This is a genomic window from Methylobacterium sp. D54C, assembly GCF_053345595.1.
In genome coordinates, this window is sequence record NZ_JBKFAK010000020.1 from 38,112 (window position 1) to 63,631 (window position 25,520).

The 25,520-nt window shown below is 66.0% G+C and carries 26 protein-coding genes and 2 pseudogenes; 6 read left to right on the forward strand and 22 right to left on the reverse strand.

The features are described 5' to 3' along the window. Nucleotides 1-199 precede the first annotated feature (199 nt). Nucleotides 200-757 carry a helix-turn-helix domain-containing protein gene (locus ACLBYB_RS25775; RefSeq protein WP_447700481.1) on the reverse strand — a complete coding sequence of 186 codons (558 nt, stop codon included), beginning with the start codon at nt 755-757 and terminating at the stop codon, nt 200-202. Then, nucleotides 741-1,115 carry a hypothetical protein gene (locus ACLBYB_RS25780; RefSeq protein WP_447700482.1) on the reverse strand — a complete coding sequence of 125 codons (375 nt, stop codon included), beginning with the start codon at nt 1,113-1,115 and terminating at the stop codon, nt 741-743. The genes ACLBYB_RS25775 and ACLBYB_RS25780 overlap by 17 nt, the downstream gene beginning before the upstream one ends. 48 nt (nt 1,116-1,163) lie before the next feature. Here ACLBYB_RS25780 and ACLBYB_RS25785 point away from each other — a divergent pair, with 48 nt between their 5' ends. Further along, on the forward strand, nt 1,164-1,607 hold the full coding sequence (locus tag ACLBYB_RS25785) for a hypothetical protein (protein ID WP_447700483.1): 444 nt from the start codon (nt 1,164-1,166) through the stop codon (nt 1,605-1,607). On the opposite strand, the gene ACLBYB_RS25790 is transcribed toward ACLBYB_RS25785, so the two are convergent. Both ACLBYB_RS25790 and ACLBYB_RS25795 read right to left on the reverse strand, forming a co-directional pair. Continuing rightward, the gene (locus tag ACLBYB_RS25790; protein WP_447700484.1) at nt 1,608-2,267 is read right to left on the reverse strand and encodes a hypothetical protein; all 660 of its coding nucleotides are present in this window, start codon (nt 2,265-2,267) and stop codon (nt 1,608-1,610) included. It abuts the gene before it with no gap. Nucleotides 2,268-2,608: 341 nt separating this feature from the next. Next, nucleotides 2,609-3,574 (reverse strand): IS1595 family transposase, encoded by a 966-nt coding sequence (locus ACLBYB_RS25795; protein WP_447700485.1) that lies wholly within the window; start codon nt 3,572-3,574, stop codon nt 2,609-2,611. 103 nt (nt 3,575-3,677) lie between these two features. Between ACLBYB_RS25795 and ACLBYB_RS25800 the strand changes: the two genes are divergently transcribed. Further along, nucleotides 3,678-3,923 carry a DUF6471 domain-containing protein gene (locus tag ACLBYB_RS25800; protein WP_447700486.1) on the forward strand — a complete coding sequence of 82 codons (246 nt, stop codon included), beginning with the start codon at nt 3,678-3,680 and terminating at the stop codon, nt 3,921-3,923. On the opposite strand, the gene ACLBYB_RS25805 is transcribed toward ACLBYB_RS25800, so the two are convergent. From ACLBYB_RS25805 to ACLBYB_RS25845, 9 genes are all read right to left on the reverse strand, one after another. Next, nucleotides 3,920-4,387, reverse strand: a complete 468-nt coding sequence (locus ACLBYB_RS25805) for a hypothetical protein (RefSeq protein WP_447700487.1) — start codon at nt 4,385-4,387, stop codon at nt 3,920-3,922. The genes ACLBYB_RS25800 and ACLBYB_RS25805 overlap by 4 nt on opposite strands. Nucleotides 4,388-4,409: 22 nt before the next feature. Then, nucleotides 4,410-5,246 (reverse strand): hypothetical protein, encoded by an 837-nt coding sequence (locus tag ACLBYB_RS25810; protein WP_447700488.1) that lies wholly within the window; start codon nt 5,244-5,246, stop codon nt 4,410-4,412. A gap of 939 nt (nt 5,247-6,185) precedes the next feature. Further along, nucleotides 6,186-6,761 (reverse strand): disulfide bond formation protein B, encoded by a 576-nt coding sequence (locus ACLBYB_RS25815; RefSeq protein WP_447700489.1) that lies wholly within the window; start codon nt 6,759-6,761, stop codon nt 6,186-6,188. A gap of 12 nt (nt 6,762-6,773) precedes the next feature. Beyond that, a complete protein-coding gene (locus ACLBYB_RS25820; protein ID WP_447700490.1) occupies nt 6,774-6,929 on the reverse strand; it encodes a DUF5993 family protein in 156 nt (51 codons plus the stop codon). Between the two features lie 150 nt (nt 6,930-7,079). Then, nucleotides 7,080-7,781 carry a response regulator transcription factor CtrA gene (ctrA, locus tag ACLBYB_RS25825; protein ID WP_447700491.1) on the reverse strand — a complete coding sequence of 234 codons (702 nt, stop codon included), beginning with the start codon at nt 7,779-7,781 and terminating at the stop codon, nt 7,080-7,082. A 548-nt stretch (nt 7,782-8,329) separates the two neighbouring features. Beyond that, nucleotides 8,330-8,725, reverse strand: a complete 396-nt coding sequence (locus ACLBYB_RS25830) for a diguanylate cyclase domain-containing protein (protein ID WP_447700492.1) — start codon at nt 8,723-8,725, stop codon at nt 8,330-8,332. A gap of 565 nt (nt 8,726-9,290) precedes the next feature. Then, nucleotides 9,291-10,160: a metallophosphoesterase gene (locus ACLBYB_RS25835; protein ID WP_447700493.1), complete on the reverse strand. Its 870-nt coding sequence runs from the start codon at nt 10,158-10,160 to the stop codon at nt 9,291-9,293. 380 nt (nt 10,161-10,540) lie between these two features. Next, the gene (locus tag ACLBYB_RS25840) at nt 10,541-11,776 is read right to left on the reverse strand and encodes a metallophosphoesterase (protein WP_447700494.1); all 1,236 of its coding nucleotides are present in this window, start codon (nt 11,774-11,776) and stop codon (nt 10,541-10,543) included. Between the two features lie 103 nt (nt 11,777-11,879). After that, a complete protein-coding gene (locus ACLBYB_RS25845) occupies nt 11,880-12,857 on the reverse strand; it encodes a DUF6634 family protein (protein ID WP_447700495.1) in 978 nt (325 codons plus the stop codon). Here ACLBYB_RS25845 and ACLBYB_RS25850 point away from each other — a divergent pair. Next, nucleotides 12,856-13,371, forward strand: a complete 516-nt coding sequence (locus ACLBYB_RS25850) for a helix-turn-helix domain-containing protein (RefSeq protein WP_447700496.1) — start codon at nt 12,856-12,858, stop codon at nt 13,369-13,371. The two genes, ACLBYB_RS25845 and ACLBYB_RS25850, sit on opposite strands and share 2 nt — an antisense overlap. A 138-nt stretch (nt 13,372-13,509) precedes the next feature. On the opposite strand, the gene ACLBYB_RS25855 is transcribed toward ACLBYB_RS25850, so the two are convergent. Together ACLBYB_RS25855 and ACLBYB_RS25860 are read right to left on the reverse strand one after the other, a co-directional pair. Next, the gene (locus ACLBYB_RS25855; RefSeq protein WP_447700497.1) at nt 13,510-13,980 is read right to left on the reverse strand and encodes a hypothetical protein; all 471 of its coding nucleotides are present in this window, start codon (nt 13,978-13,980) and stop codon (nt 13,510-13,512) included. A gap of 438 nt (nt 13,981-14,418) precedes the next feature. Then, on the reverse strand, nt 14,419-14,757 hold the full coding sequence (locus ACLBYB_RS25860; protein WP_447700498.1) for a hypothetical protein: 339 nt from the start codon (nt 14,755-14,757) through the stop codon (nt 14,419-14,421). A gap of 192 nt (nt 14,758-14,949) precedes the next feature. Between ACLBYB_RS25860 and ACLBYB_RS25865 the strand changes: the two genes are divergently transcribed. Next, nucleotides 14,950-15,105, forward strand: a complete 156-nt coding sequence (locus ACLBYB_RS25865) for a hypothetical protein (RefSeq protein WP_447700499.1) — start codon at nt 14,950-14,952, stop codon at nt 15,103-15,105. 154 nt (nt 15,106-15,259) lie between these two features. Here ACLBYB_RS25865 and ACLBYB_RS25870 read toward each other — a convergent pair whose 3' ends face one another. From ACLBYB_RS25870 to ACLBYB_RS25885, 4 genes and pseudogenes are all read right to left on the reverse strand, one after another. Further along, complete coding sequence (locus tag ACLBYB_RS25870) at nt 15,260-16,258, reverse strand: hypothetical protein (protein WP_447700500.1); 999 nt, start codon at nt 16,256-16,258, stop codon at nt 15,260-15,262. Between the two features lie 41 nt (nt 16,259-16,299). Further along, entirely contained in the window at nt 16,300-16,728 is a 429-nt protein-coding gene (locus tag ACLBYB_RS25875; protein ID WP_447700501.1) for a hypothetical protein, read from the reverse strand. 239 nt (nt 16,729-16,967) lie between these two features. Further along, nucleotides 16,968-17,173, reverse strand: a pseudogene (locus tag ACLBYB_RS25880) (integrase core domain-containing protein); the annotation flags it as partial. A gap of 79 nt (nt 17,174-17,252) precedes the next feature. After that, nucleotides 17,253-17,405, reverse strand: a complete 153-nt coding sequence (locus ACLBYB_RS25885; RefSeq protein WP_447700502.1) for a hypothetical protein — start codon at nt 17,403-17,405, stop codon at nt 17,253-17,255. A 562-nt stretch (nt 17,406-17,967) separates the two neighbouring features. On the opposite strand from ACLBYB_RS25885, the gene ACLBYB_RS25890 reads away from it, so the two are divergent. Both ACLBYB_RS25890 and ACLBYB_RS25895 read left to right on the forward strand, forming a co-directional pair. Continuing rightward, nucleotides 17,968-19,485 (forward strand): SAM-dependent DNA methyltransferase, encoded by a 1,518-nt coding sequence (locus ACLBYB_RS25890; protein ID WP_447700503.1) that lies wholly within the window; start codon nt 17,968-17,970, stop codon nt 19,483-19,485. 250 nt (nt 19,486-19,735) lie between these two features. Beyond that, complete coding sequence (locus ACLBYB_RS25895; RefSeq protein ID WP_447700504.1) at nt 19,736-20,761, forward strand: hypothetical protein; 1,026 nt, start codon at nt 19,736-19,738, stop codon at nt 20,759-20,761. Nucleotides 20,762-21,019: 258 nt separating this feature from the next. Here the strand turns inward: ACLBYB_RS25895 and ACLBYB_RS25900 are convergent, their stop codons facing one another. The 3 genes and pseudogenes from ACLBYB_RS25900 to ACLBYB_RS25910 form a co-directional block, all read right to left on the reverse strand. Continuing rightward, nucleotides 21,020-21,994: a DUF6634 family protein gene (locus ACLBYB_RS25900; RefSeq protein WP_447700505.1), complete on the reverse strand. Its 975-nt coding sequence runs from the start codon at nt 21,992-21,994 to the stop codon at nt 21,020-21,022. A gap of 614 nt (nt 21,995-22,608) precedes the next feature. Beyond that, nucleotides 22,609-22,843, reverse strand: a pseudogene (locus ACLBYB_RS25905) (hypothetical protein); the annotation flags it as partial. Between the two features lie 219 nt (nt 22,844-23,062). Continuing rightward, complete coding sequence (locus ACLBYB_RS25910; protein WP_447700506.1) at nt 23,063-25,432, reverse strand: recombinase family protein; 2,370 nt, start codon at nt 25,430-25,432, stop codon at nt 23,063-23,065. Nucleotides 25,433-25,520: the final 88 nt, after the last annotated feature.

Here is a 25,520-nt window from a genome sequence, read left to right on the forward strand (position 1 = left end):
ACGGCAAGCTAGCGCAGCCTCGGGGCGGGAGGCATAACTGCCATCCGCCGTGGCCACGCGTCATCGCTGCCCGGCGTCCATCTCCTGTCGTGTCCCGCAAAATCACGAATGGTTGGCCCGACCCGGATCCTCGGAAGCTCCGAGGCGCGTCGCGTCAATGCCGAGCGCCGCGATCACGGCCCTCGACGGGCAGACCGCTTCACGTGCCGACCGCGGTTTGGGCCCGTCCCGAAACGTGGCGAGCCCCAAGGGTATCGAACCAGCGCCAGAACGGCTCAGGCGCCGACTGATTCTGCGCGCTGGCGAGCATCGCGCTGTGCGCGCGCCAAGCCCGCGGCGTCCAACCGAACCGCGCGCGGAAGCTCTTGCTGAGGTGCGGCAGGCTGGCGAACCCGAGATCGTCGGCAAGCTGCGTGATCGTCCGCCGCTCGACCGGGTCCGCGAGCGCGTCGCGCATCGCCAGCAGGCGCCGCTCTTGGACGTAGTCCATCACCCCGCCGACAGGCACGAACAGTCGGTAGAGGCTCGACCGCGATATCCCCATCGCCTCAGCGACGGCATTAGGCGAAAGGCCGGGTTCCCGCAGGCGGTCGCCAATCACGCGTCGGGCCACGGCGAATAGACCTTCGTCCAGCTCACGGCCTTCGAGGGTGTCGGGAGCTTGCGAAGGGTCGAGAATGCGCAGCAGGAAGGCGAGGAGCTCCGCCCGGAGGGCTGGGATGGATCCCGCATCGGTCTCGTCAAGCCGGCGATACAAGGTCGTGATCCGTGCCGTCAGCAATCGATTGCGAACCGGATCGAACCGAAGCCCGAGGCTCTCGAGGTCGATCCCGTGCAGGAGGGAGCGGCACGACCAGACCGATGGTGTCGGACGGCGCGAAGCGGACGTCGAGGGTTCGTCTCCTGTCCGACAGGGCGACGGTTCCCGCGCCCACGGTGATGGATCGGCCCTCGATCTGGCCGGTGTAGCCACCGCTCCGCCACAGCTGGAAGAAGATATGGTCCGGCGTGGCGTCAACGCGCTTCCGGTCGCGGGTGACGTGCTGCCCGGTGAAGTAGGTGCGATTGGCTAGGAGGTCGCCGAGCAAATAAGCGGCCTTATGGAGCAAATGCACCAAAAAGCGGCCTAGATCAAGTCATACGCCATCGTTTATGATGGCAAAATGCGTGACGAAGCCCTCATCACCGGATTGCTCGCCAAGCGCGAGGAACTGAACCGAGAGAACGCCGAACTGCGGGAACGCATGGCGATCCTCTCCAACGACATAGAGGCCATAGACAGGCTTCTCGACGCCTGCGGCTTCAAGGGTGAGCTAGAGGGGAAAACGCCCCGTGCGGCCCGTATTGTGCTGTTCTACCGCAACGAGCTACGGGACTACCTCTTGGCCGAACTGCGGAAGTCGGCCGATCCCCTGACGGCCCGGCAACTGGCCTGTCTTGTCTGCCAGACGGAGGGCAAGGACAGCAGCGACCGGCGCCTCATCACGGACGTAACCCGCCGCGTTGGCTCGGCGCTCAGGAAGATGCGCGCGAGCCGGATGATTGAGGGCGAGCGGACGCAGGCGGGGCAGGTCTGGCGACCCTATGCCCACGCTCGCCCTGCGTGACTATGCTAGGCGCGCGTTTCTCGGGGCCGGGATTGCTGGCCAAAGGTCCGCAATCGTAGCCCCGGCGGCCATCATATTGTTAAACCGCCGCTTGGAATTTCCAGGCGCGGCATAGACGTTCCCGCTATACGCGCAGACTGATAGGCAGATGGCCTTATCTGCCTCGCAATCCTGAGCAATCGGAGCGTCTTCAAGATAACCAAAAGACAGAGCGCTAAGGTGTAGCGCCTCTTCAACGGATGCGCTCTTACCTTTGCTGTAGATCAGGAACATCGCACCAATCTTTGCGACGTTGTTTCTTGCTATCCGCCTTAGTATTAGATCCGGCGCGTATCGAACACTAAGACCATTCATGTTGATAGTTACCTTGCCGGACAAAGTATCCATTTCGCAAGCCGGCATGTCCAAGGCGTCGCAGACCTCTTGGAAGGCTTCAACATATCCCGCGTTGTGCTCGTTTACATCCGCATCAAAATCGCTGTCAGCGATCTTGCGTCGGATGCGGCTAGCCTCCGCAGTCAAAGCTCTACGATCGCCGCTTCCGTCCCGCAGCCACCGAGCGATTGAGGCGCGGGCTTCCTTGTGCTGGACGAGTCGCGCGAGCGGACGGAATTTGCATTTCTGGATCACAGAGCGCTTGGCCACATCGCTAGCGGCCATATACTCTGCTAGATCCTGGGCCCTCATTGAGGGGGTCGCTTGCAGACGGTGCGTGGGTGACTCGGTCATTTGTCGCTTGGGGGGTCGGCAATGAACGCATTTTACTTCAGCGCTGATATTGAAGAAAACGCAACCTTGTGTATAGCCCCCCTGACAAGGCGCGCTGCCGAGGCGGTCGGACAAAGCTGGGATAAGTGTAGTGGGTACTTCCTTTTCCGACGCGGAAAGGGAAGTGTCGAGAATGTAGAGATTATTGCCCAGATTGAGTCAGAGGAAGCCGCGCTTGATCTGGCATCATTACTAAAAATGTCGTGACGCAGAACCTGAAAGTGCGCAATTTCTCAGGCTTCGTGCCGCTGCCAGTAGCCCTTCCAAGCCCGGCTCACGCCTGAGGCCATTGCCAACCGGATCACCCAGTTGAATGCCCGGCCGTTGTCGAGGCGGCGGAAGTCCTCCTTCCAAGCCGCTTCGGCCGCGTACTGGTGGAGGTAGCGGGCGGTCACGAAGTGGTGCTGGCCGCTCACCATGCGACGCAGGCGGGCGAAGTAGCTCTCGGCTTGGTTCGTGTTGGCGCCGTCAGCCGAGTACGCCTCGCTGTGATTGATGCGGCCAGCGTCGGGGAACGAAGCCTCAAGGTCGTCCCAGTGCTTCGCCTCATCGGCATAGACCTTCGTCCCCTTGGCGACGTGCGTCTCGGCCAGCCTCACGCCCTCGGCCTCGCGCTTAGCGACGAACGTAAGGGTGCGGCCAAGGCACTCGCGCATGACGATGACGACGCGGCGCTCGGTGCTCTGGTGCTCCTTGCGGCGACGGTCCTTCCGGTCCTCCTTGCGGTTCTCAGGGCGCACAGTGCCGCCGAAGTAGGCGCCGTCGATCTCGACTTCGGCCGCCAGCGCGGCGTCCTTGTTCTCAGCCGCCAGCGCCTCGCGCAGCTTGTGCGCCAGAACGAAGGCCGTCTTGTAGGACACGTCCAGATCGCGGCCGAGTTGGAGCGCAGACAGGCCCTTCACCGCGTTCACAAAGATCGCGATGCGGGCGCACAGGTCCATGAAGGACAGCTTGCGGCTGGCGAAGATGGTCCCGCTGGTGACGCTGAACTGCGTGCCGCAGCCGGCGCACTTGAAGCGGCGGCGCGTGCTGATGTCGTAGTGGTCCAGGCAGCCGCACTTCGGGCAAACGGGCTCACCGTCCGTCTCGGGCCAACGAAGGCGCCGGAAGGTCATGTAAGCCTTGTCTTCGCCACCCTTGTAGATCGCCTTGAGCGAGAGGGTGCGGGCCTGAGCCGAGAGGAGGAAGTGAGAGGACATGCCATCGCGTCCGGTGTTTATGCATCGCATATGATGGCATAGCCGCACCGTAGTCAAGGGCAAAAGCATCGCCTATTATGGCATGAGCCATTGCGAGGGATGCATGACGACGGATGACACGATCCACGCGCCGGATGAGGCGTGGGACGCCAAGGTGAAGGCGATCCTCAAAGCTGAGCTGAAGCGTAAGGGCGTGACCTATGCGCAACTCGTGGACAAGCTGGCTGCGGTTGGCGTGAAAGAGACCGAGCCGAATATCCGCAACAAGATGGCGCGCGGAAAATTTACGGCGGTCTTTATGATGCAGGTCTTGACCGCAATTGGAGCAAAAGAAGTCCGCTTTGATTAGGCGGGCAGTCTTTCACGCGTCTTGATACGAGACATCGCGCCAAATAGCTTAGCGACGCGCACAGTTGATATGAAACTGGAGACAAATAAGGCAAAATACATTGATCCAAGCCAATAAGAAAGATTGCTGATATCCTTCATGTCTGAATTCATAACAAGAAAAGGAAATCCAAAAAGAGTAAGAATAAATCCGAGCTTAACGGCAGCGGATGTATAAGCCATGAAATCCTTCATGGCTTTAGTGTTGCTTATTTTTGCGATAAAGCCATCTGTTTTGCTGAAAATTAGCCCATATACACCAAACTGGAAGCCCGTCATTACAGACGCCCAGCCAAATATAGCTGTATACATTTGCGGCAAAGATAGCTGATTGTCTACAAAGGTGCTGACAATCTTTCTTTGAAAGACAAGCAGAAGCATTAGCGTGATTGCCGCGCCTACTTGCGGCGACCACGCTTCAAACATTCCATAGGCCGTCTTTCGTCTTCTAAATACCATTCATAACTCGCCGCAGAAAGTCTCTCTTTATCCCAAAATTTACGTCCGGGTCTCTATCGTGCAGATCAAGAGTTTCTCTGAAGATAAGAAATTCGTCCAAAAAGTCAATACCTTCAGGGAAATCAGGGTTAAATACTTTGAGTTTTTGAAGGCTGATCTCTTCGGATGCTGATCTCCTCAGGAATTCTCTGACCAAGCCCGTCAAACGCGTGCTCAACTGACCAGGGGCATGCCCCATTGCGATCTCGACAGTGATTTTAGGCGCCAAGTAAGCCTCGCCCATGGCGGCGATAGCCTCCCCGACTGCACGGCCGTCCCCCTCAAGGACCCTCAGGTCCGAAGGGCTGGCAACGGCGACCTGAAGCTTTCTCGGGCCAGCCCTATTGTAACGTTCCCAAGCCTCCTCCCTGACAATGGGCAAAACGTTGTAAACAGCGTCCCGGCTAAACTCCTGTAAGTAAGAGAATAACCGCCCTGGGCTGCAAACTCGATTGTTGTACTCTATAGCTATCACGCCTCGGTGATGGTTGGCACGGAACACAACGCTGTGGCCAAGCCTGTTATTGACATTTAGAGCGGTCCGACCGGCAGGCGTAATTTCTGACGGGAAATTGGTCGTTTGTATCCTCGTTAGCTCGCCGCTAACAACATGGTCATTTTCCTCGTCAAGGAATTCAAGTCTTACCTGAAACCCCGGCGCTATTGCTCTTTCTCTGTTCTCGTATCCATCGATATTATCAATAGCGCGTATAGCATCAATAAATCTCGGGGTTTCCTCGCGCGCCCGCTCCATGCTGAAGAGCTTAACGGTTACGTTCTTGTCCATCGGTCCTTTTCCACTCTGTGCGGCCAAGATCGCACAACCGTAGCGGGAGAAGAAGGGACCGTAGGTTACTCACCCATGCATAATGTAGGATCGGAACGAAAAGAGAACAAGCAAAAACGTCTCTGCAAAAATGCCATCGTTCGAGCTTGCATTAGTCAGCTTATATGATGACATTTCGGTGCATTTGCTCCATAAGACCGCAAATAAGCGACGGTACTCCCTCCCGGCTGACGCTTTCCTCGGCTCGCTGGCCGGATGCCATATATCGGGGCCATGAGACGGCGGCGCCGCGCCTCGAAGCCTTGCGCCTCGTCGTGCCCAGAGGTTGCAAAATACAGCCGATGCAACTTGGTCATTCGCCGGCAACAATCTGTAATACATGCAGAAATACAATCGAACATATCTTTGTACTACGCCGCGGTAAGATCGACCATGGTGCGCTGCCAGCCTGCCATATGGTCTCGCTCGCCTCTGCAAGCTGTAGCACCTTCCGTTGACTCGCCACGAGATTAGCCATCCGAATGCGGGCGCGGACGACTGGTCACCATCGACCCAGCGATGCCAACTCGCGAGTGGGGCAGTCCTTCGAACGACGATCTCGACCTGATGATGCCGTTCAGGGCGAGCGAAGCGGTTTCCGACACAGGCAGGAACCGGCGATACGAGCATCGCTTCCTACGCCGACCCTTGCGATCACGACGGTCGTTCCGCCCGTCGATGGTTCGGTCCGGGCGACCGCGGTCGGAGCACCCAGGACGTTCGGGGCATCTCAATCCCGCAAGCGCGAAGCGCCCTTTCGAGGCGATTACCGCGCATGGCGTCTGTCCAGCCGGGCGAGGCGTGCCTCGGGACAGGCGCGAGGACAAGCCGTGACCTGAGAGGATCGCCGCCGGTAGTACCGTTGCGGCGTGCCGTGTCGATCGGATCGACTACCGTCGACTACGGCAGGGCCGAACGCCCCAACCAGCTGTCCAGGGCTTCATAGCGGGTCGGGTCATCGGGGCAGAGGCCGCCGCCGCATTCGGTTGCCGTCGATACCGCGTTGGCGAGCCCAACGCCGAGGAATAGCAGCAGGGAGGCCGTCCCAAGAGCAACGGATCCGGCGGCCGTGGGACACGGGTCGGGCTCGAAGCTTCGATCCGCCAGGAGGAGCACACCCACCCCGGCGATCATCGCGACGAAGGCGATGAGCGCAAGGGTGTAGAAGTGCAGACCGAGCAGGGTCGATCCGAAGCCACCGGTCCCCGGCACGATGTGCAAGGCGACCTGTCGGGCCGAGATACCCGCCCCCGCGACGGCGCCGAGGAGCGCGACGGCGTAATGGGACGGCTTGGGGCCGAAGCGAACGTTGAGCGCAAAGCCGGTGGCCGCGGCCGCAAAGGCCGCCCTCTGCAGCAGGCACAGGGGACACGGGAGCTCGCCGCCGTGGAACTGGTACCAGAATGCCACGACGAGAGTGGCGCAGCACCCGAGAAGGGCGAGAGCGTTAATTGTCCGGGCCTGGTAAGGCGTCATCGCGCGCTCCGCTCAGAAATCGAGCGGAAGCGTGGACGTGGCGTGTGCGGCGAACAACGCGAGCGTGCCGACCAGGGACGCCAGCCACAGGCCCAAGGCGATGCCGCGCCGCCCGCTTAGGATGGCGGCCGCGCTTCCAGCGAAACCGACGAAGGGTAGAACCATCATCTCCGGACCCATCGTTGTTGCGAGAACGAAAACCGTGGGACGTCACCCGGGACTCGGCGCAGGGACTGCGGGCAGTCGCGTGCTGCCTTCAGGACCGGCAAGATGCGTTCCCTCGGATGCCATTGGTCCCGGACGCGAACTGCGGGACGGTCAGGCCGCCAAACCGAGCGCCTGCGCGGTCTCCCCCCGCAGGATGTAGCCGCGCCCCCAGACGGTCTCGATGTAGTTCCTGCCCTGGCTGGCGTTGGCGAGCTTCTTGCGCAGCTTGCAGATGAACACGTCGATGACCTTGATGTCCGGCTCGTCAATTCCACCGTAGAGATGGTTCAGGAAAACCTCCTTGGTGAGCGTCGTGCCCTTCCGGAGCGAGAGGAGTTCCAGCACCTGGTACTCCTTGAGGGTGAGGTGCACTCGGGCGCCGCCGACCTCGACGGTCTTATGGTCGAAGTTCACGATCAGGTCGCCGGTGATGATGACCGACTGGGCATGGCCCTTCGAGCGGCGAACAATGGCGTGGATGCGCGCCACCAGCTCGTCCTTGTGGAACGGCTTGGTGAGGTAGTCGTCGGCGCCGAAGCCGAGGCCCTTCACCTTGTCCTCGATGCCGGCCATGCCGGAGAGGATCAGGATCGGCGTCCGCACCTTCGCCGCGCGCAGCGAGCGCAACACCTCGTAGCCCGACATGTCGGGCAGATTCAGATCGAGCAGGATGATGTCGTAGTCATAGAGCTTGCCGAGATCGACACCCTCTTCCCCGAGGTCGGTGGTGTAGGTGTTAAAGTTCTCGGACTTGAGCATCAGCTCGATGCTCTGCGCGACGCTGACGTCGTCTTCGATCAGGAGAACACGCATGAGGCCAATTCCGTAACGTAGGCCTTCATACGTTCTCAACGATACCGAAACGTAAACATCCGATCTTGAGTGCCCAACCGCGTCCATCTCTACCACGAACGCTCGACGGCTTCGGACCTCGAAACACGCGGGTACGCGCGGGTACGCTTTGTGGGGATCCGGTCGGTCGACGCTAGGCTCGCCCCCCTCGTTCGACGCCATCTCGAGACGGGCCGCCCCGAGGATTGCCGGCCGCGTGGGCCAAGGTCAGCATTGTGGTCCCAATGGCGAGGACGTGGGTGATCGGAGCGGCACCGTCCGTGATGCCGCTCGCGTCGTGGGCCCGATCGTCTGCCAGACTACAGCGGGAATAGATGCCTCCGTGATCGAGCGGGCGCATACGCAAGCATCGCTGCCTGATCTCCATGAATGGCATCGAGGGACCGTCCGTCCGCGGGGGAATGCGCCTTCCCCGCGCGGTCCACGCCCAGCGCTTGGCGCTCCAGTGCACGTGACGACGATAGGCGCTCGGCCTGGGGATCACGCGACGGCCTGAAGCACGGGTTTGGTTAGCCCGGGCGGCGCGTCGGCCCGGCCCTCTCGCTTGACCCGATATGAAACCTCGTCGGCGCAGGCCATCGGATCGTCGAGGCAACCGGCATCTCGGACACGGCGTAGCCGACGCTTGCCGCTATCCTGATCTCCATGCCGCCGATACCGAACGGCTCACGCAGGCTCGCGTCCATGCGTCGAGCCAGGTCCTCGGCCTCAGCGGCCGTCCGCAGGCCGGGTCGCAGGATGACGAACTCGTCGCCCCCCGTCCTGGCGACGGTCGCGCCCGATGCGGCGATGGCGAGGAGGCGTACGGCCACGGGGCGTTCGGGCGGAACGGAGGCGAACGCCTCACGAAGGCCGAGCCGATTGGCCAGTCCGGTCAGCGGATCGATGCGGGCGAGGCTGGCCATTTCGAGACGCGTGCCGACATGCCCGACCGCGGTACGATGGGCATGCCGCACGCAAGGCATGGTCTACGTCACCGCGAATATCCATCAGGCGATGGGGAGCTTGGCCGGCCCTTGTCGAGGACAGCTCGCCCAGTGCCGCCTAAGTCGAGGCCGCCCGGACTTTTTTGGAAGACCGTGGAAGTTCGGTCGACGCGGATCCCAACCGATTGTCCCCCTCCCGCCTCGGTGGAGTCCAACCTCGCGGAGGCGATCGACCGGCAGGGAGTACGGATCGCGGAGCTCGTTGCCGCCGTCGCGGGGATCCGGGGCGCCGGGCCGCGCAACGGCTAGGCGCTGGCCGGGACGACGGCTGGCGAGGCGCTCAAGTTGGTGCTGGAGGATCCTGAGGGCGGTCGGGGCCGCGAGCATGACCCGAGCATGTGGAGGGCGTAGTCGCGTACCACGTCGCGCAGCGCCGCCGCACCATTGGCCGACCGATGGAACGCAGGCGGCGCGCCCCAGGCCGCTCCGTTGAAAACGGCGAAGGATCGTGCCGTATGCATCTCCATCTCGCGTGGAGCGATAGTCAGGCGTCGATGACGAGCGTCGGATCGAATGCCCCCGCCCCTTCCCAGCTTTGGCGGGGGTTTGCGACGACCCGGGTCCTACCCATGCGGTAGTCCGCCGAGGCAACCGCGCGACCGTGGGCCCAAAGCACTGGTGCGCCCCAGGCGTGCATGACATCCTCCAGATCGGAGGCATGGGAGGCCGCCAGCCATGGTTCGTCGTGCCACCCTGGCCAATCCTTTGGCAGCGAGAGCCGCGACGGCGCGAAGTGCGTGAGCACCACCGCCCGGTCACCTTGACGAACGTCGGGGACGACCGGTCGTGTCAGCCGCTTGAAGCCGAGCGACTGACACACGATGCTCGTAAGGGCGTCCTCGATGTAACCGCGGGATCTCGCGTGAACCCCGAGAGCGTCGAGCGGGGACCAAGGGCGCCCCCGACGCAGTAGGATGCGTCGGCAATCGTCCCATTCATGTCTGGCGGCGACTCTGGCGAGGCGTCCCTCGAACTGGCCTTCGAGGCACCAATCCGTCCACAGGGTCGAGCCCAGGACCACGGTTCCGCTGCCGCTTGAGCTCTCGATGCGGACGGCCTCGTCCGCAAGCAAGTGGATGCCGAGATCGCGGCCCAGTTCGCGGCCACGGGAGAGAGCCTCGACCATCGGCGTGTCGGACCACAACTCGCTGCTGCCAGCGACCATCAGGATGGGCCTGTCCCCCTGTCGACCGTCCAGGGCTTTCGCGAGCCATCTCAACGCCGCCTCCAACCCGATCGCCACCCCGCCGGCGACGAGGAGGACGTCGAACTCCGGGAGTGGGTCCGGCAGCCGGAAGAAAGGGGCCTGATCGATGGCGAGATCGGACAGGACCCAGAATTTCGTGCTAGCCAACCTTGCCGGGCTCGACGCAGGCCCAGGGCATGGCGGCGATATTCCCGGCCTGGCGTCGTGGCGCGGGCGAGGCCGAAGAGGGAGCGGGAGCGGCACCGGACGGGCCGCATCGGGTGGCAGGCGGGCCGGCCGGACATGCTGGTTCATGAAGAAATCCCTGGGGGTGGGACGCGAAGGCAGGCGGCGGCACGCGCCGGTGCCCCGAGCCTGCCGAGGCGCGGAATGCCGTGGCGAGCCGCCCCTCCCGCGGCGCCCCTCGTGAGTCGAGGCGATGCCTTTCGGGCGCGACGATCCCGGCGCCCGAGGGCACCGGCGCTTCTCCTGACACGTTCGGGTCGGGGCGGATCGAAATGGCGCTCCCTGGACGGTCGCGGCAGATGTCAGACCTCGACGACGAGCCCGGGCCGGAAACCTGGGTTCTCGCCGAGGTAGCCGCGCGGATTGCACAGCACGCGTGTCTTGCCGAGCTGGTAGTCGAACGGGGTGTGGGTATGCCCGTGGACCCACAGCGCGGGCCGTGCCGCCCAGATCAGGTTGTCGAGCCTGGACGCGAAGGCGGCGTTGAGCGGACTGCCGGCGAACCGAGGCGCGACGCTCCCGGCAGAGGGGGCATGGTGCGTGACGACGACATGTGCCCTCGTCGACGCGTCGGCGACCTGTCCGAGCGCCTCCTCGAGGAACTTCCGGGACGCAACGTGCAGCGCGCGGGCCTCCTCCGGCTGAAATAGCCGAGGCCGGGTCTCGCGCGTCCAGCGGATGACGCGATGGTCGTTGAGGCCCATGCGTGCTTCCCCAATCGCGGCGTCCCGCATCGCCGGGCCGTCGAGCTCGTAGTCGGTCCAGAGCGTGCAGCCGGATACGGCGACGTCTCCGATCCGGACGGTGTCGTTCTCTAGGAGGTGGATGCCGGTCCTCGCGGCGGCCGCACGGCCCGCCTCCATCTCCTCCGGCAGGCATCGCCGATAGAACTCGTGGTTCCCCGCCACGAAGGCGACCGGCATGTGAGGCAGCACTACGTCCGCCAGCCATGAAAGCGACTGGACCAGCCCCTCGGCCACGTCGCCGGCGACGATCGCCAAATCAGCAGAAGGGATCGGGACGGGCATCCACGGGCCACCGACGTCGAGATGCAGGTCCGAGAAGATCCAAAGGCGCATGGGTCGTCCTTCCGAATGGGCAACGGTGATCGGCGACGGGACCGACACGGGGGCCTCGGCCCCAGCCGACACGTACCCACGCCTGTCCCGCCAGGCTCTGGCGAAACGGGCATGGTGCGGGCCTCCCCCCTCCGCCGCGGCCATCAGGTCGAGGGCTTCGGAAAGGAACCCCGCGGCGGTCCCGTCGCCGAGCAGAGCCCGCGCGAGGACCGCGGTAACGGCGACGTCGACTGCCCCATGCGGCAACCCGTGACGTTCCAAAGCGTCCCTCGCCTCGCCGACGGTCGCGGGTCCATCCTCGCCGGTCGGTCCGACTTCATCGCGAACGAGTCTGGCCGCGGCCGACAGCGGCGCCGCCAACTCGGACGAGAGGGAATCCGGGCCGACGGTCCGCCACAACCGGAACAGGGGCGTCGCGGCGACCGGCGCCGCTTGCCCGCCATCCTTGTGCACAGGCATCTTCCGCCCTCCTCCGGATTCTCTGGGCAGACGGGAAGGTCTCGTCTCCGTCCTCTCGTCCTCTCGTCCTCGGCGAAACGTCTCCGGGTGGCCCGGGACCGCGTCAGTGCAAGCGCTCGCGCGGGCCTGCGGGGCGACCAAGGCGGTAGAGCCTGGAATAGGTCCGGGCCCAGGTTCGGCGGTCGGAGGCGTAGACCTCGGAGGTGCGGACAAGGCGACCGGCAGGAAACCCGGGATGCTGCGTGACGCGGCCGACGAGTGCCGACACCGGCCGCAACCCGACCTCCCAGTCCTCGAGGAGCGGGGCGCAGGCGAGTTCCGCGGCGGAGGGATATTCTCCGCCTCCCGCGGCATCCAGGGCGTCGGCGAGGTCCCTCAGCCGATCCTGGGGCGCGCGACGGTCCTCCCCGCCGATGCCCGGCGGAACGGGAGTACCCGGGTCGGACCGATGCTCGGTCCTTCTCGCCGCGCCGGGCGCGATGATGTCCAGCACCTCGAGGGCGGCGCGGATCGCCTGGACCTCCATGCGTCCATTCATGCCGGATGCCGCGATGTCCTGACGGGGGCCCGGCAGTCCGCGGTCGACCACGCGGACCGAGTTCCCGGGGACGCCCGTGGCGTTCATCAGCTCGCGCATGGCGAGGCCAAACGTCCTGACGGACGCCGCCCCGCAGACCAGCAGCCAGGGCACGGGATCCACTTGGATGCCGCGAAGCGCCGATGCCACGATCGAGCCGTCGAGCGAGGTCGGTCCGACCGCAACGACCTTCTCATGGTCGCCGAGATCGACCGGGCATGCCGCGAGCCAGGCCTGCGGCAGGTCCAGCACCGTGAGATGCCCGTCGGGCGTCTCCGCAGTTGCTCGGCACAATTCGATGGCCACGGATGGATCGCTGCCGCACAACTCGACAATGCGCATCCGGTCCGGCACCCTTTCGGAGTGCGGCAACCCGGCTTCGTGGGCGTTGGCAACGCGTACGAGCGTCGTGGCGGTGTCGGCCGAAGCCGCGGCACGGGCAAGGAGAACGGCGGCGTGCGTGCCAACGGCACGGCCATCGCCGCCGAACAACGCGATGATCATGGCGAAACCCCTGAAGCGGAGGACAGCTGCCCCGCCCGACGATGCGTCGACCGGGTTCGAGAAGGCAGCGTTCGATGAAGACCTAAATTATACCTGTGATATAAAAATATTTCAAGCCTCACCCGACGTGACGCGTGGCATGGACTTCCTGTCCGCTCCCGAATTCCCTTCCGACCGGGTCGTGCCGGGCTACCTTTGCCAAGCCGCCCGCCTGATGGCCGGCTTGACCCAGCAGGAACTGCACGTGTCGGCGGGCGTCTCGAAGAAGACGATCAACGACTACGAGAACGGATTCATCGTCATTCGCGCTTCGCTCGCCGGCCGCCTGGCGACGGCACTGCGAACCGCTGGCGTCCGCTTCGTGGCGGGCGAAGGCTATATCGGGGCGCTCCTTTGTGGCGGTCGGAATGCCGCGGGCCGACAAGCCGCCCCGCCATGGGAGAACGAGGCGGCTGCGGACAATTCCCATGTCGATCTCCCGAACCGCGTTGGACGTGCGAAACGCGAGACGTGAGCGACGGGGGCCGACAGGCTGCCCGGCCGAGCCGTCATCGGGGCTCGGGTCCTTCAAGCCCGCCTTCGGCTTGCGCCGCTTGCCCGTGCGGAAGGCGTCGCGGGCGGCCCTTTGCCGATCATGCCCGGCCGCCGTGGATCACCGCGCGCCGTGGCCTGCCGTCGGGATTGCGGACCCGTGCCGCCATGCGTCTGCGAGGGACGCGAGTCGGGCATCGCCGGGAAGGCGGACGTTTCGGGTGCGCAGCATGCATGAGAGCGTGACGGCTGCGGCCGCATCCCCGTGGAGCGCGTGGAGAAGCAGCATGCTCGCGGCCACGTCGGTCACCGGGTCGGACGGGCCGCACAGGCCCGAAACGACCATGGCGATGCGGATCGCGGCAGCTGCGTCGCCATCGAGGGCGTCCTGCCAGGATCGGTGGCGTGTGGCAGGCTCGCAGCCGACGAGTGACTCGTGCAGCGCGTTTCGGAGGCCCGGCGTCACCGATGCGGGATGGACCGTGCGCCATGCGGTGAACTCATCTGGCAGCTGACGCTTCGAGCGGCCATCGTCCCGTCCGGGCTCTGCCGGACGGATGGTGGAAATCGGGTTCGCCGTATGACGCGCCATGCAAGCCTCATCGTTGGGAGTGTCCAGGCCACGTCGTCCACCGAGAGATGACGGGCGTGGAAGGGGACGGCCGAAGTTCAAACCCGTCCGTTGGTCCCTCGGTAACCGGATGGGCACACGGAGGAGCGGGGCGAATGCACAGGCACCGGCGTGTCCGGCAATCGTGCGAAAGCGCCTGTCGGAAGAATCGCCACGGGTGGCGCCGACATCTGTCGGGCGACAGGCGACCGAACGTGTGCGGAAGGTTTTCTCGAGAAGGATCCCATTATAGGCGGTGGCTTCGGACGCTTCCACGTCGAAGGTGGCGATCCCGGATCCGGCGGAGGTCGAGGGTTAACGCCGGGCTGGTTCCCGTGCAGGCCACGCGAGCCGTCCGGCCCGTCAAAAGGATGCCAGGTCCAGTTCCGGCCGGGCGTCCCGGACCGGCGAGATGCGAGCTCACCGGCTCGTCTCGCCAAAGCGCCGGCCTCGCCCCCAGACGGGCCGGACGACATCGCGGCGGGCCGTCCCCAGGCCGGAGGATCCCCGGCTAGCGCAGCTCAGCCCAGGGGCGATGACCGGAGACACGCCGACACCGCGCCCGGACGGCAGGGCGTCCACCGCTGCCGTGACGTCCTCGACGTCGCAGTTACCCAGGTCGAGGGCCGCGACCGCCAGCTCCGCCGAGCCAAACAGGCCGATGTCCCCGGGCGTCCATGACACGTAGACGCCCAAGCGCAGTTCGGAGGCTTCGTAAAAATCGGCGGCACCGACCGGCCCGTCGGCGTTCGTGAGCATCGCGAATGCCTACTTCCGTGGCGGGAATCGGGCGGTCAGCCCGTTCGCGAGCCTCCGCAGCGCGGAAGGTCTAAGGTCGCGCAGGCCAAGCGCTACGGGGGGGCCGGCATTCGTCGTCGAGCGGAACCACGTCGAGCCCCATCGTCCGAGACACGAGCCTTTCGATGTCCCGCCTCTCGGCCGGCTCGATCCATGCGCCAGGGCCGCAAGGCGCGCGGCAACCGCCTGCCGCATCGCGGCATCCCGACGACGCAGATCTACACCCATGTCGGCGATGTCGTGCTCAGGACGGCTACCCGTGGCGCCGACCTCTTCGGTCGGCTGAACCCTAGCGGCGTCCTCTCCTGAGTTGGCCGCCCATAATTAAGGATTATGGAGCGCGTGACCGAGTTGTCCGGGCGGGGCGAGCGTGCGGACGACCTTGCGGCGCGCCTGAGGCGACCGGGCTCGCGTGTCTGGCTCAGGGGGCAGCCGGGGGAGCTGTGCAGGCCGGCGGGCTTCGTCAGATGGCGCCCCCGTAGGACGGTACGGGAACGAGGCGCGGCTCCGGCGGAGATGGCAGGCGTATCTTCAGGACGGTGTTCGGCACCAGAGGGTACCCGGACGGGGTTAGCCCCAATTGGGCGCAGATCGCGCCTACCGCCTGCATGTCGCCGGAGACCAAGGCGAGCGCCAGATCCTCGGTCGGGGGCAGGTCCGCCGAGCCAAGCGAATGCGCCAGCGCATTTCCTCCGAGGGCGGCCGCGCATCCGACCTCGCCGATAGCCTCCGCTACATGGGCTGCCAGCAGCGCCGCCAGCGGAAGAGTTTCTGACAGGTATGCCCCGTAGATCCACCGCGGGTCCACGTCCGGGGCCTCGAGGACCCTGCCCGCCCAGAGGCCGCCTCCCTCGACTCTGGTGCAACGGGTGCCATCGGCCGCAGACTTCGTCCATTCGGGATCGACGGAGAGCCGTGGAGGCATGTAGTACAAGTACCGGTACAGGTCGAGTTTCAAATCCGCTTCGATCTGCAGCATTCGATGGTGTTGATGTTCGCTAACAGAATTGAATTGTGAATCGTGCCCAAATCGACTGGATCTGACCCGGGACGTGAAGGGAGCAAGCCTTTTGGCTTGGAACAGATAGATGCAGCGCCTATAATTTGCGTGACCTTTGGCACCGAATTCGATTAGAAGGCCGAAATCAGCTTTCGAGACCCGCCCCTCGAACCCCCTGCCGTGGTCGAACGCCCGCATGTCGAGGTCCCATTTGGGCAACTCGAGGCCGTCCTCCTCCTGGGGTACGCTGGCCGCCAACCGGTTGATGCGCCGACGCATCGCGCTGGCCAGACCTCCATGCTCGCGGGTCAGAGCTTCCCCGTCGAGGAGCGCGAGCAACTCGTCGGTCAAGGTTGTCTCGAACGCCGGAACGCGGCGCAACATACGGACGGAAACGGACCGGTCGATCCGCGAGAAAAAGGCCAGGAACAAGCCGACGCATTGCTTCGTGACGTCGTCCACGGCTGCCTCCCCGGTCGGTGGGGCACGATCGACCGTCTGGGTTAAGATTCGGCTGCGTCGTCTTGCATGCGGTCATCTGCCCGGCGCGAGCGTCGATGCCCCGCGGCGATGGCCAAGTCCCGGAAATCATAGAGCGGCCATACGCCCGCGACGGTCAGCCGCTCGTCCGACGTCGGCTTGCCTACGCTCGCATCGGCCGCAGCCGCAGCGAGATCGGCGGCGTCGGCCAAGACGCGTTCGAGGGCGGGGGCGAGCGACAACGATGCCAACCACATGTCGGGGCGCGGGTCGGGTATGGGCCATACCTTCAATCGCGGCAGAGGCAAGGGATCGATGTCGAGGAGCCCAATACGCACCATCCATTGGAGGTTGAACCGATACCTGATCGTCGCGGCAAGCTGCAGAGCTATGCGCGCGGCCGAGGCACCCGCATCGATGATCGCGCTTCGGCGTTGACCGGCGATCGACACTTGGAGGAACAGTTTCGGATCGTCGTCGAACTCCCGGAGCCACCGCAGTGGATCGGCGCAGGACGCCCCTGATTGCCCCCCCCTCGCTCGGGACGCAGGTTGCAATCAATTCCACCATGCCCGCATCGAGCCTCCGCCGAATGCGGCCAAGGTAGCGATTCGGTGGGGTCGGGGCGAGGTCGTCCCCCCACCCGCATGTAACCTGACCGGTACATTGGACCGAGCCAATTGGGAGGCCACTGCATGGTGGCAGCCATGTAGCTCGAAATCCAGATCCGGGAACGTAACGGGCGCGGGTAGCCCAACGACGAATGCGGCCGGACGCGGTCGTATGTGCTCTGCCGGAGGTTGATCACGATCTGTGCGGACCGCAACAAGTAAAAAATCCCCTGGCGCAGGCTTCGTCCTTCAGCTTGCCGTTGAAGTTTCCACAGTGCTCGTTCTTTCAAGGTGAGCCCCGCCCGTCACGTCCCGTTCAGCGATCTCCATCTCCCGCTTCCCGTGCCGAACTAGGGGACGTCGTATCAGAACAGCAAATGGCCCGGTTCCGGCCGCAGGTTCGTTCCAGCCACCACGGTCGAGAGGAAGGCCCCTTGGATCAGGTCGCGCTTTGCTTCCGACCAACCCGCGACATGGGATGGTCTCATGAGGAAGTTCTCCGTGGCGTCGAGCGTCATGGTCGAAAGGGCGAGGGCGTTCCTCGCCGTCCTTCAGCATGACGGGTGTGATGCGCCTTCTGGCTTTCGCGGAGGGCTGCCTTGGGTAACTAAAGATCACAGCAGTCTCGAACAGCGCGATGGGCATGACGTTCAGGGCGATGCGCGCCTCGTCGTACCTCCCGCCCAGTGAGCGTGAACGGCCAATCGCGCCCGAGATCAAGGCGATCGGCTGAAAGCGCCAGCGCCTGATCGGATCCCATTCGGTGAGATACCGGCAACCCAAGGTCGCGACGCTCTCGGGCCGCAAGCGGCGCCAGGACCGGGGGACCTGAAGGGCATGCCCGCGAGGGCTCGCTGGCGAGCATGTCGTCCAGCTTCCGAGCTTGCCCAGACCGGTTGAAGCCGGCTTACCGCCGGTCCGGCCGGACGGGCCCCAAGCTGCCCTAACGCCGAGCGAAGGCCCCGGCGCCGGGACGCGCCCCGGGAGAAGCGATGATCGACGTCACTTCGCCCAGGGGAAACGGCCGTCCAGGGTCCGGGACCTGAACCCAAGCCGTTCCCGCCGTGCTAGCATCACGTCATGGATTCGCTTCCGCCCCCCGACCTCATCGACGGGCCCGACGCCCTGCCGGCGAGCATGCCGAGCCACCTTTCGCGAAAGGCCTCCGGCGCCTACTTCACGCCCGAAGCCGTAGCGGCGACCTTGGTCCGGTGGTCCGTCCGAGGACGCAGCGACCGGCTCCTCGACCCGTCGTGCGGCGACGGCATGTTCGTAGCCGCCCACTCGCGAAGCTTCGGGATCGAGATGGATCCCGCGAGCGCCGCCGCCGCACGGCGGCGTGCGCCGGCCGGCGAGATCCACGTCGGCGATTTCTTCACCTGGGCCGAGCGGACCGGTGAGCGGTTCGACTGCGCGGCTGGCAACCCGCCCTTCGTGCGGTACCAGCTCTTCGCGGGCGAGACGCGCGCGCGCGCTCTGCGGCTGTGCCTCGGGCTCGGGGTCCGCTTCTCCGGCCTGACGTCGTCCTGGGCCCCCTTTCTGGTCGCGACCGCCGCGCTGCTCAAGGCGGGCGGCCGCATGGCGTTCGTCGTCCCGGCTGAGATCGGCCACGCCCCCTACGCGGCGCCGGTTCTGGAATTCGCGGTGGCCAACTTCTCGGTGGTCCACGTCGTGGCGATCCGGGAGAAGCTGTTCCCGGACCTGTCGGAAGACTGCTGGCTCCTGTTCGCGGACGGGTTCGGCGGCTCCACCGGCGAGATACGCTTCAGCGCCGCCCAACGCTTCGCCCCCTCCGACGAGCCCCCCACGGAGTTCGAACGCGTCGACGTCAGCGAGTGGCGCCAGGCCTGGCGCAGGCGCCTGCGGCCCTATCTGGCGCCCCGGACGGCGCGGGACGCCTACCTGCGCGTGGCGGCCTCGGCCGAGACATCCCGCCTGGGCGAGATCGCCGCCGTCGGGATCGGCTACGTCACGGGCGCCAACGGCTTCTTTCATCTCCGGCCCTCCCAGGCCGCACGCCTCGGAATTCCCGACGCGTTCCTGCAACCCACGGTCCGCAACGGCCGGGTTCTCGGTGCCCCCGTGCTGGGGCCGGCCGACGTCGCGCGCTGGCGGGAGCGGGACGAACCCTACCTGCTGCTGCGCCTGCCGACGACGGGCATCCTGCCCGAGGCGGTGCGGGCGTATCTCGATGGCGCCGACGGCCTGAACGCTCGCACGAGCTATAAGTGCCGCGTTCGCACGCCCTGGTACGCGGTCCCGGACGTGCGGATCCCAGACTACTTGCTTTCATACATGTCCGGCGAGAGGCCAGCCCTGGTCCGCAACGACGCGCGCTGCAGCGCCACGAACTCGGTGCACTGCGTCCGGGTGATCAATCCCTCGCTCGCGCATCGCTTGTCGGCCTGGGGCGGCACGCTCGCCGACCTCAGCTGCGAGGTGGAGGGACACCCGCTTGGCGGGGGCCTCCTGAAGCTCGAGCCCAGGGAGGCGGCGCGGGTGCTGCTGCCCGCGCCGGGACAAGTCTCGGCCGCGGACGGGGAGGCATTCCGCGAGGCGCTGGCGGCGATGCGGATTTGGCGTCATCGCGCAGCGTGACAGCGGCATCGCAACCCGATGGACGGTCCACTCCCCGGCGCCGTCACCCCTGGCGGACCGCACGGCAGGTACCCCGGTCACCCAGGAAACCACCGGCCCGGCCGGGGGTCGCTCACGGTCGATCCCGATGACCGCTTGCGCCCTCCGAAACCGCCTGCATAACGTCCCTGCCGGGAGGAACTCCCGCCCCCGTACGACACGGTCCGCCCCGGATCGGCGGACGGAGGATCCCCGCGAAGCGAGCCAGCCCATGCCCCCGAGGCCAAGTTCCAAGGCCGAGGCCTGGGCTCTCTTCGACCGCATCGTCGCCGACGCGGCGCCGGACGGGATCCACGGCAATCCCTGGACTGTCGGCGACGAGGGCGCTCCCGGTTTCGAGCCGGACTATGCGACCCTGGAGCGGCTGCTCGGCGTTCCCCTGCACCTAGGGGCGGCCTCCCAGACCGGCGTTCCCGCGCTCGCCCTGGACGTGTGGGTCAGCCACGAGCTCAGGCGAGCGGGATTCGAGGCCGACCGGGTCTGGCCGCGGCCGAGCAGTCCGCGCATCCTCCCCGCGCCGGTCGCCGCGCTCATCCAGGCGTTGCCGGGCAACCTCGGGAGGCAGGTCGCGGAACGAGTGGCGAGGAAGACATCCATCCCCGGCGTGACCGCGTCCGCGGCGCCCATACTCGGGAAGAACTACCTCAAGCAGGTCGACGTCATCATCGCCGACTGGGCGACCGGACCCGAATTGCTGGTCTCCACCAAGCGGATGGACTCCTCGTACGGCAAGAATGCGCCGAACCGGGTGGAGGAGTCGTATGGCGACGCCAAGAACCTGCGGCTGCGGCACCCGCTCGCGGCGCTGGGCTTCGTCTTCGGGCTCCGCTCCGACATCCTGCAGAAGGAGCCGAACACGGCGGAATGGCTGTTCGACCTGCTCGTCAAGCTCGGGCAGGAGGACGACGCCTACCATGCAACGTGCCTGATCCTGATGGATTACGCCGACGAGGTCGCGATACCCGAGCCCGACGGCGTCCCCCCCGGGAACGGTATCCCAGAACCCGGGCGCGGGGCCGTGCCGGAAGGCGAGGACGTTCCGGCAGAGATCCCGGTCGCGGCCATCGAACGGGTCGTCGCGGACCTTCCGCGGGTAGCGGTACGCCGGGACCTTACGCCAGCGGCCTTGTCGCCGGGGCGCTTCCTCGCGACCATCGCAACGCGGGTCCTCGCCGCCACCCCCGTCAACATGCACGTGGAGGCGCGGCGACGCCGGCGCGAGGCGGTGGAACCGTAACCTGACGCAGGTGGCGAAACCGACGCGGTCGGCTTCCCGCCACTGAGCGGCGAGCATGCCATCCGCGGCGTTCACGCCCAGCCGTGTCGCAGCGGCGATACCTTACGGCATCAACGGTTGAGCCGTCGGTATCGCCCCCTCCTCGGAGATCGGGAAGGGTCATACGGCGCGCTCCCGACCGTCATCGGGGCCGAGGCGCCATCCAGTCCGCCCGGGTTGCAGGCGGCAGCGCCCTCGCGCCCGGTCGGAGGCCCTGGCTCAGCCCATCGATCGAACGTCCCGAGGCGAAACCGACCCGGCGGGGCGGCCCAGCCGGTAATACCGGGAATACGTCCTTGCCCAGGACCGGCCGTCGGTAGCGTAGATGTCCACGGTCAGGGGCCACCGACCGCGGCCGGTGACGTGGTGGTTCGTGACGTAACCGGTGAGGCTCGGCACGGCGCGCGCCTCGATCGACCAATCCTCCAGCAGCGGGGCGTCGGACAGTCTTTCATCCGAGGGAACCCTTCCGCCGGCCATCGCGTCCAACGCCTCGGCGACCTCGCGCAGCCTCTCGCCACTCCCCGGTCGGGCGGACGGCATCCCCGCACCGGGCATGAGCGGGCCCAGCAGCTTGAGACCGCGCCGCAGCGCCACCTCCCCGGGCGTGCCGGCCAGGAGCGCGGCCGCCTCCGCCGGGCTCGGCGTCGGCAGGATGGCAGGCAGGAAACGCGCGCCGGGACAGCCATCGCGACGGCCGGGCACCGCCTCCCTCATCGCGCGTTCGAACTGCAACGCCGCCGATGCGTGGTTCGGACGGTCGCATCCCAGCAGCCATGGCCCCCGCTCTTCGCGTGCGGGAAGGACCGCCGTCGTCACGGTCGGGGCCAGCACCGACGCGGCGAGCATCTCGTCCAGCGGGCTGGCCCCGACCGTGACGACGGCGGCATCGACGCGATCGCGCAGAGCCTCGTTTCGGAGCAGGTCGACGGGAAGATCGAGTATCATGGGCATCCGTCCCTGCCCGCCCCGCTCGAACCCCTGGCCGATCGCACGTGTTACGTCATCGGGCACGGGCGCCATCTCGATGAGGCGGACGTGGTCCGGAAACGTGACCGGAAGGCTCGGCACCCCCGCGGTCCTCGCGCGGGCGAGTGTCACTGGCCCGCGACAGCAAGCGAGCGCGTGGGCGGCGAGGAGCGACGCATGCGCGTTCGCCGCGTTCGCGCCGGTGCTGAAAAACGCTATCAGCATGAGAAAATCCCAAAACAGAGTACGAAGGTCACGGCCACGATTGGGCCGTGACCCGCCAGGACGGAGCCTGCCTTAGGCTTGGGAATCGATTATAGCAGTGACGGGATAACAGCTCATCTAGCTGGACAATTAGCCGACCGGACATCTGGGTCCAAGCTTAATCGACACCTTCGTTTGTCGAGCTCGACGGAGAATCAGGGCAGCCTGATGCACCTCCGACCTGTTCACGGTCTAGTACGCGCGATCCCGACCTGACGCCTGAAGCCTCGGCGGATACGGGTCTGGCACGGGGCCCTCCCCACAGGCCGCAAGCGGCGGCGTCTTCCCCATGACGCAGGTTCGCAGGGACTACGCGACGCATGGCGACTTGGGTGGGACCCCGTCAGGTGCCTCGGCCGGCGGAAGGCCCTCTCGCTCACTCGTGGCGGCGACCCTGACGGTAATGACTTCCCCAGTCACCTTGCGTCGCTGGACGGCCAGGTAGTTTGGGACGCGTTCGCCGGCCTTTCCCTCGCCGGGACAAGCGGCAAGGACGGCATCCCTGTGTTCCGCTCCTGGTCACCGCCGCCAGGTCACGCGGCCGGTGCTCGGGATGTCGTGGTTCGGACCGCTTAATGACCGCAGCGGAAGCGGTGCATCTGCGCCCGCCACGTCATTGACCGGTCCTGCCAGGGCGGGTCGTCGAACGTCCACCGATACCTGCAGTGCGTTCGCGCCGAAGCACGCCCGCAGACCCGACAGGGCGCCACAATCCGGACGGTAATCAACAAGCCCGTTTTCATCCAGCGTCAGGTCATCGACGCGCAGGCCGTCCGGGATCGACGGCTTCGACGGCTTCGAGACCGGCATTGCGCTGCCCTCGGCTTACCTGGCCGAGGGCGTGCTCGCGGCGGGCGGCATCAGCTTCACTCTCGTGGCGAGAGGGGCATTCCGGCGCGACCTCGTGCCGGAGACGCTGGTCTTGCCCGCGCTCTCCCCGCAGATGGTGGAACGGGCCAGCCAGGGCATATGGCGGGAGCATCCATCGACCGATGCCGTGTCCGGCCCGATCGCCGACCGCGGCATCGGTCAGGAACCCGCCGGCACCGTCCGCCAAGCCTTGACACCCGAGGGACGCTCGATCCGCGTGACGAGCAGGCCGACCCGGGGCAGCCGCGACACGGCGGTTCGGATCGCGCCGGGCCGCTGCCCGGTCATGGCCTTGACTTCGGCGAGAGTGGCACCCTCGGGGCGAGCGAGGAGACGCACGATCTCGCCGCGCCGCGCCCGCGACGGCGCGCCCCCGGCCAGCCTCTTCCGCCGGACGGCCAGCTTCTGGAAGTAGTCGAAGCGGTGGGCGTCGGTTCCCTCCACCAGCGAGGATCCCCGCTCGCCCAGGAGGGCCAGGATCTTCGCCCACCCCCCGCTCCTGACCAGGATGCCCGCGGCACGCCACAGCGATTCCCGGGTGCCGTACACCGGCGGCAGGTCGGCGAACGGCCGGGCCGCCCGCAGGCCCAGGAGCAGGGCCTCGACCAGGGAACGGCCGTCGCGCCGCTCGCCGTCGAGGGGCCGGCAGGCGTCGTCCGGCACCAGGTGGCGGATCGTTGCCCAGGTCGCATCGTCGATTTGGTGCCGGCCGTCGGCCAGGTACGGCTGGAGCTTTTCGAGCGCCGTCCGGCGGCGATGCTCTTCCTTCGTCAGCGGGACGTGCACGCCCGTGAGAACGCGAGCCGGCCCATCCTTCGCGTCCACGGCACGGTAGAACGCCAGCTTCGACAGGTGCAGCTCGATAGCGACGCCGTGCGACGCCGGATCCGGCCTCGGAACGATGCGGCGGATCATGCCGCGGATGGCACCTGCCATCATTTCCCCCTCGCGGGAGCTCATGTCGAACCGCACGTCCTGCGCGAGATCCCGCAACGCGGCGCCCAGGTTGCACAGCTCGGCGACCCTGGCCGCCACGTCGACGGCCGCGCGCGGCTGGCCCGTCCGCGCCAACGCCTCCCTGAGCCGGCCGCGTTCGGCACTCAGCTCCGTGCGGAGTTCCTCCACATCCTCGGCCTCCAAATTCCTCGTATGCATGGGATCGAAGGTCGCCTTGAGAGCCACCTTGACGTCGGCGAGACGGCGCTCGAGCTCGGCGCGCCGTCTGTAGACCTCGGCCGCCACCGCCTTGGACTTGGCGTTCAGAGTCGTGAAATAGGGCTCGTACAGCGAGGCGTCGTCGAGCTCGTCGGCGAGGAGGCCCAGAGTCCCGGCCTCGATCCAGCGCATGTCCCAACTGCGCTGGTTCTCGCAGGATTTGTTGTAGATGTGGGACGAGCACACGAAGCGGCGCTCTTGACCTTGCCCCGGCGCCCCCATGCATACCATCTCGTTGCCGCAGCTGGGGCACCGGACCAGCTCGGAGAGCAGGAACGGTCCATGCCGCGTGCCCTTGTTCCTGTGGGAAGGGCACGCCTTGGCCTGAACCTCGTCCCAGAGCGCACCGTCGATGATCTTCAGGTGCTCGGCATACGCGACCTCCCAGTCATCCTCCGGCACCGGGATCACCTCGACCGTCGGGGAATCCGGCTTCCTCTGGTGGCGGAAACGGCAGTACACGATGATCCCACGGTACTGGGGGTTCCTGAGCATGGACCCGATGGCGTCCGCGGTCCAGGGTCGCTTCCGCCGCCCGAGCCGCCCCTCGTCGTTCAGGATCTTCGCGATGCTGGCGTGTGCCACCCCCGCCTTGGCCAGGTTGAAGATGTCCCTGACGATCACCTCCTCCTCCGGGTCGCGCTTGACCTGGCCGCCCTTAGGGCCGTCCTTCACGTAGCCGAAGGTGCGGGCACCCCACGGGACCCGCCCGTCCTTCACCATCGCGCGGCGGGCGAAACGCGTGTTGTGGACGAGGGTCTCGATCTGCTCCTGGTTGAGGAAGCCGTGCATCGCGATCATGGCCGCGTTGAGCTTCCCGCTCCCGACGGCATGCAACTCCACGTCGAGATGCTTCAGCTGCCGGTACAGCCAACCGAGGTCGACCATGTCGCGCGCCAGCCTGGACGTGTGGGCGATGATCACACAGGAGATCCTCTCCTCGCGCACGCGTTTGAGCATGGCATCCAGGCGATCGCGTCCCGTTATGTAGAAGCCGCTGCGGGCCTCGTCCGAGTAGATCCCGTCAGGGGCGAGCTGCAGCCCGGCCAGCTTTGAGTACGTACGGCAGTCCTCGATCTGCCGTTCAGTACTCAAGGCCGACTGTCCCGTGGTGGAGAAACGGGTGTAGTACAGCGCCGTTCGGGCCGACGCCCTGGACGGGATCGGATCCTCCGTCCCGCGCGCGGTGCGCGGGATCGAGGCCAGCAGCTCCGCCCGCAAAGGCGCGGCGTCGCCCGGAGCGCCGGCACGCCGGACCGCGACGAGGCGGTCCGTGCCCTGGGATTCGTCGACCGTCGACAGCGTCGGCAGCATGAAACGCAACCTTGATCTGGATTTCGTGAGGATGGCGACCGGATCTCGGTCGGATACTTCGCGCCTGGCAGGCAAGCCGCATTCATTT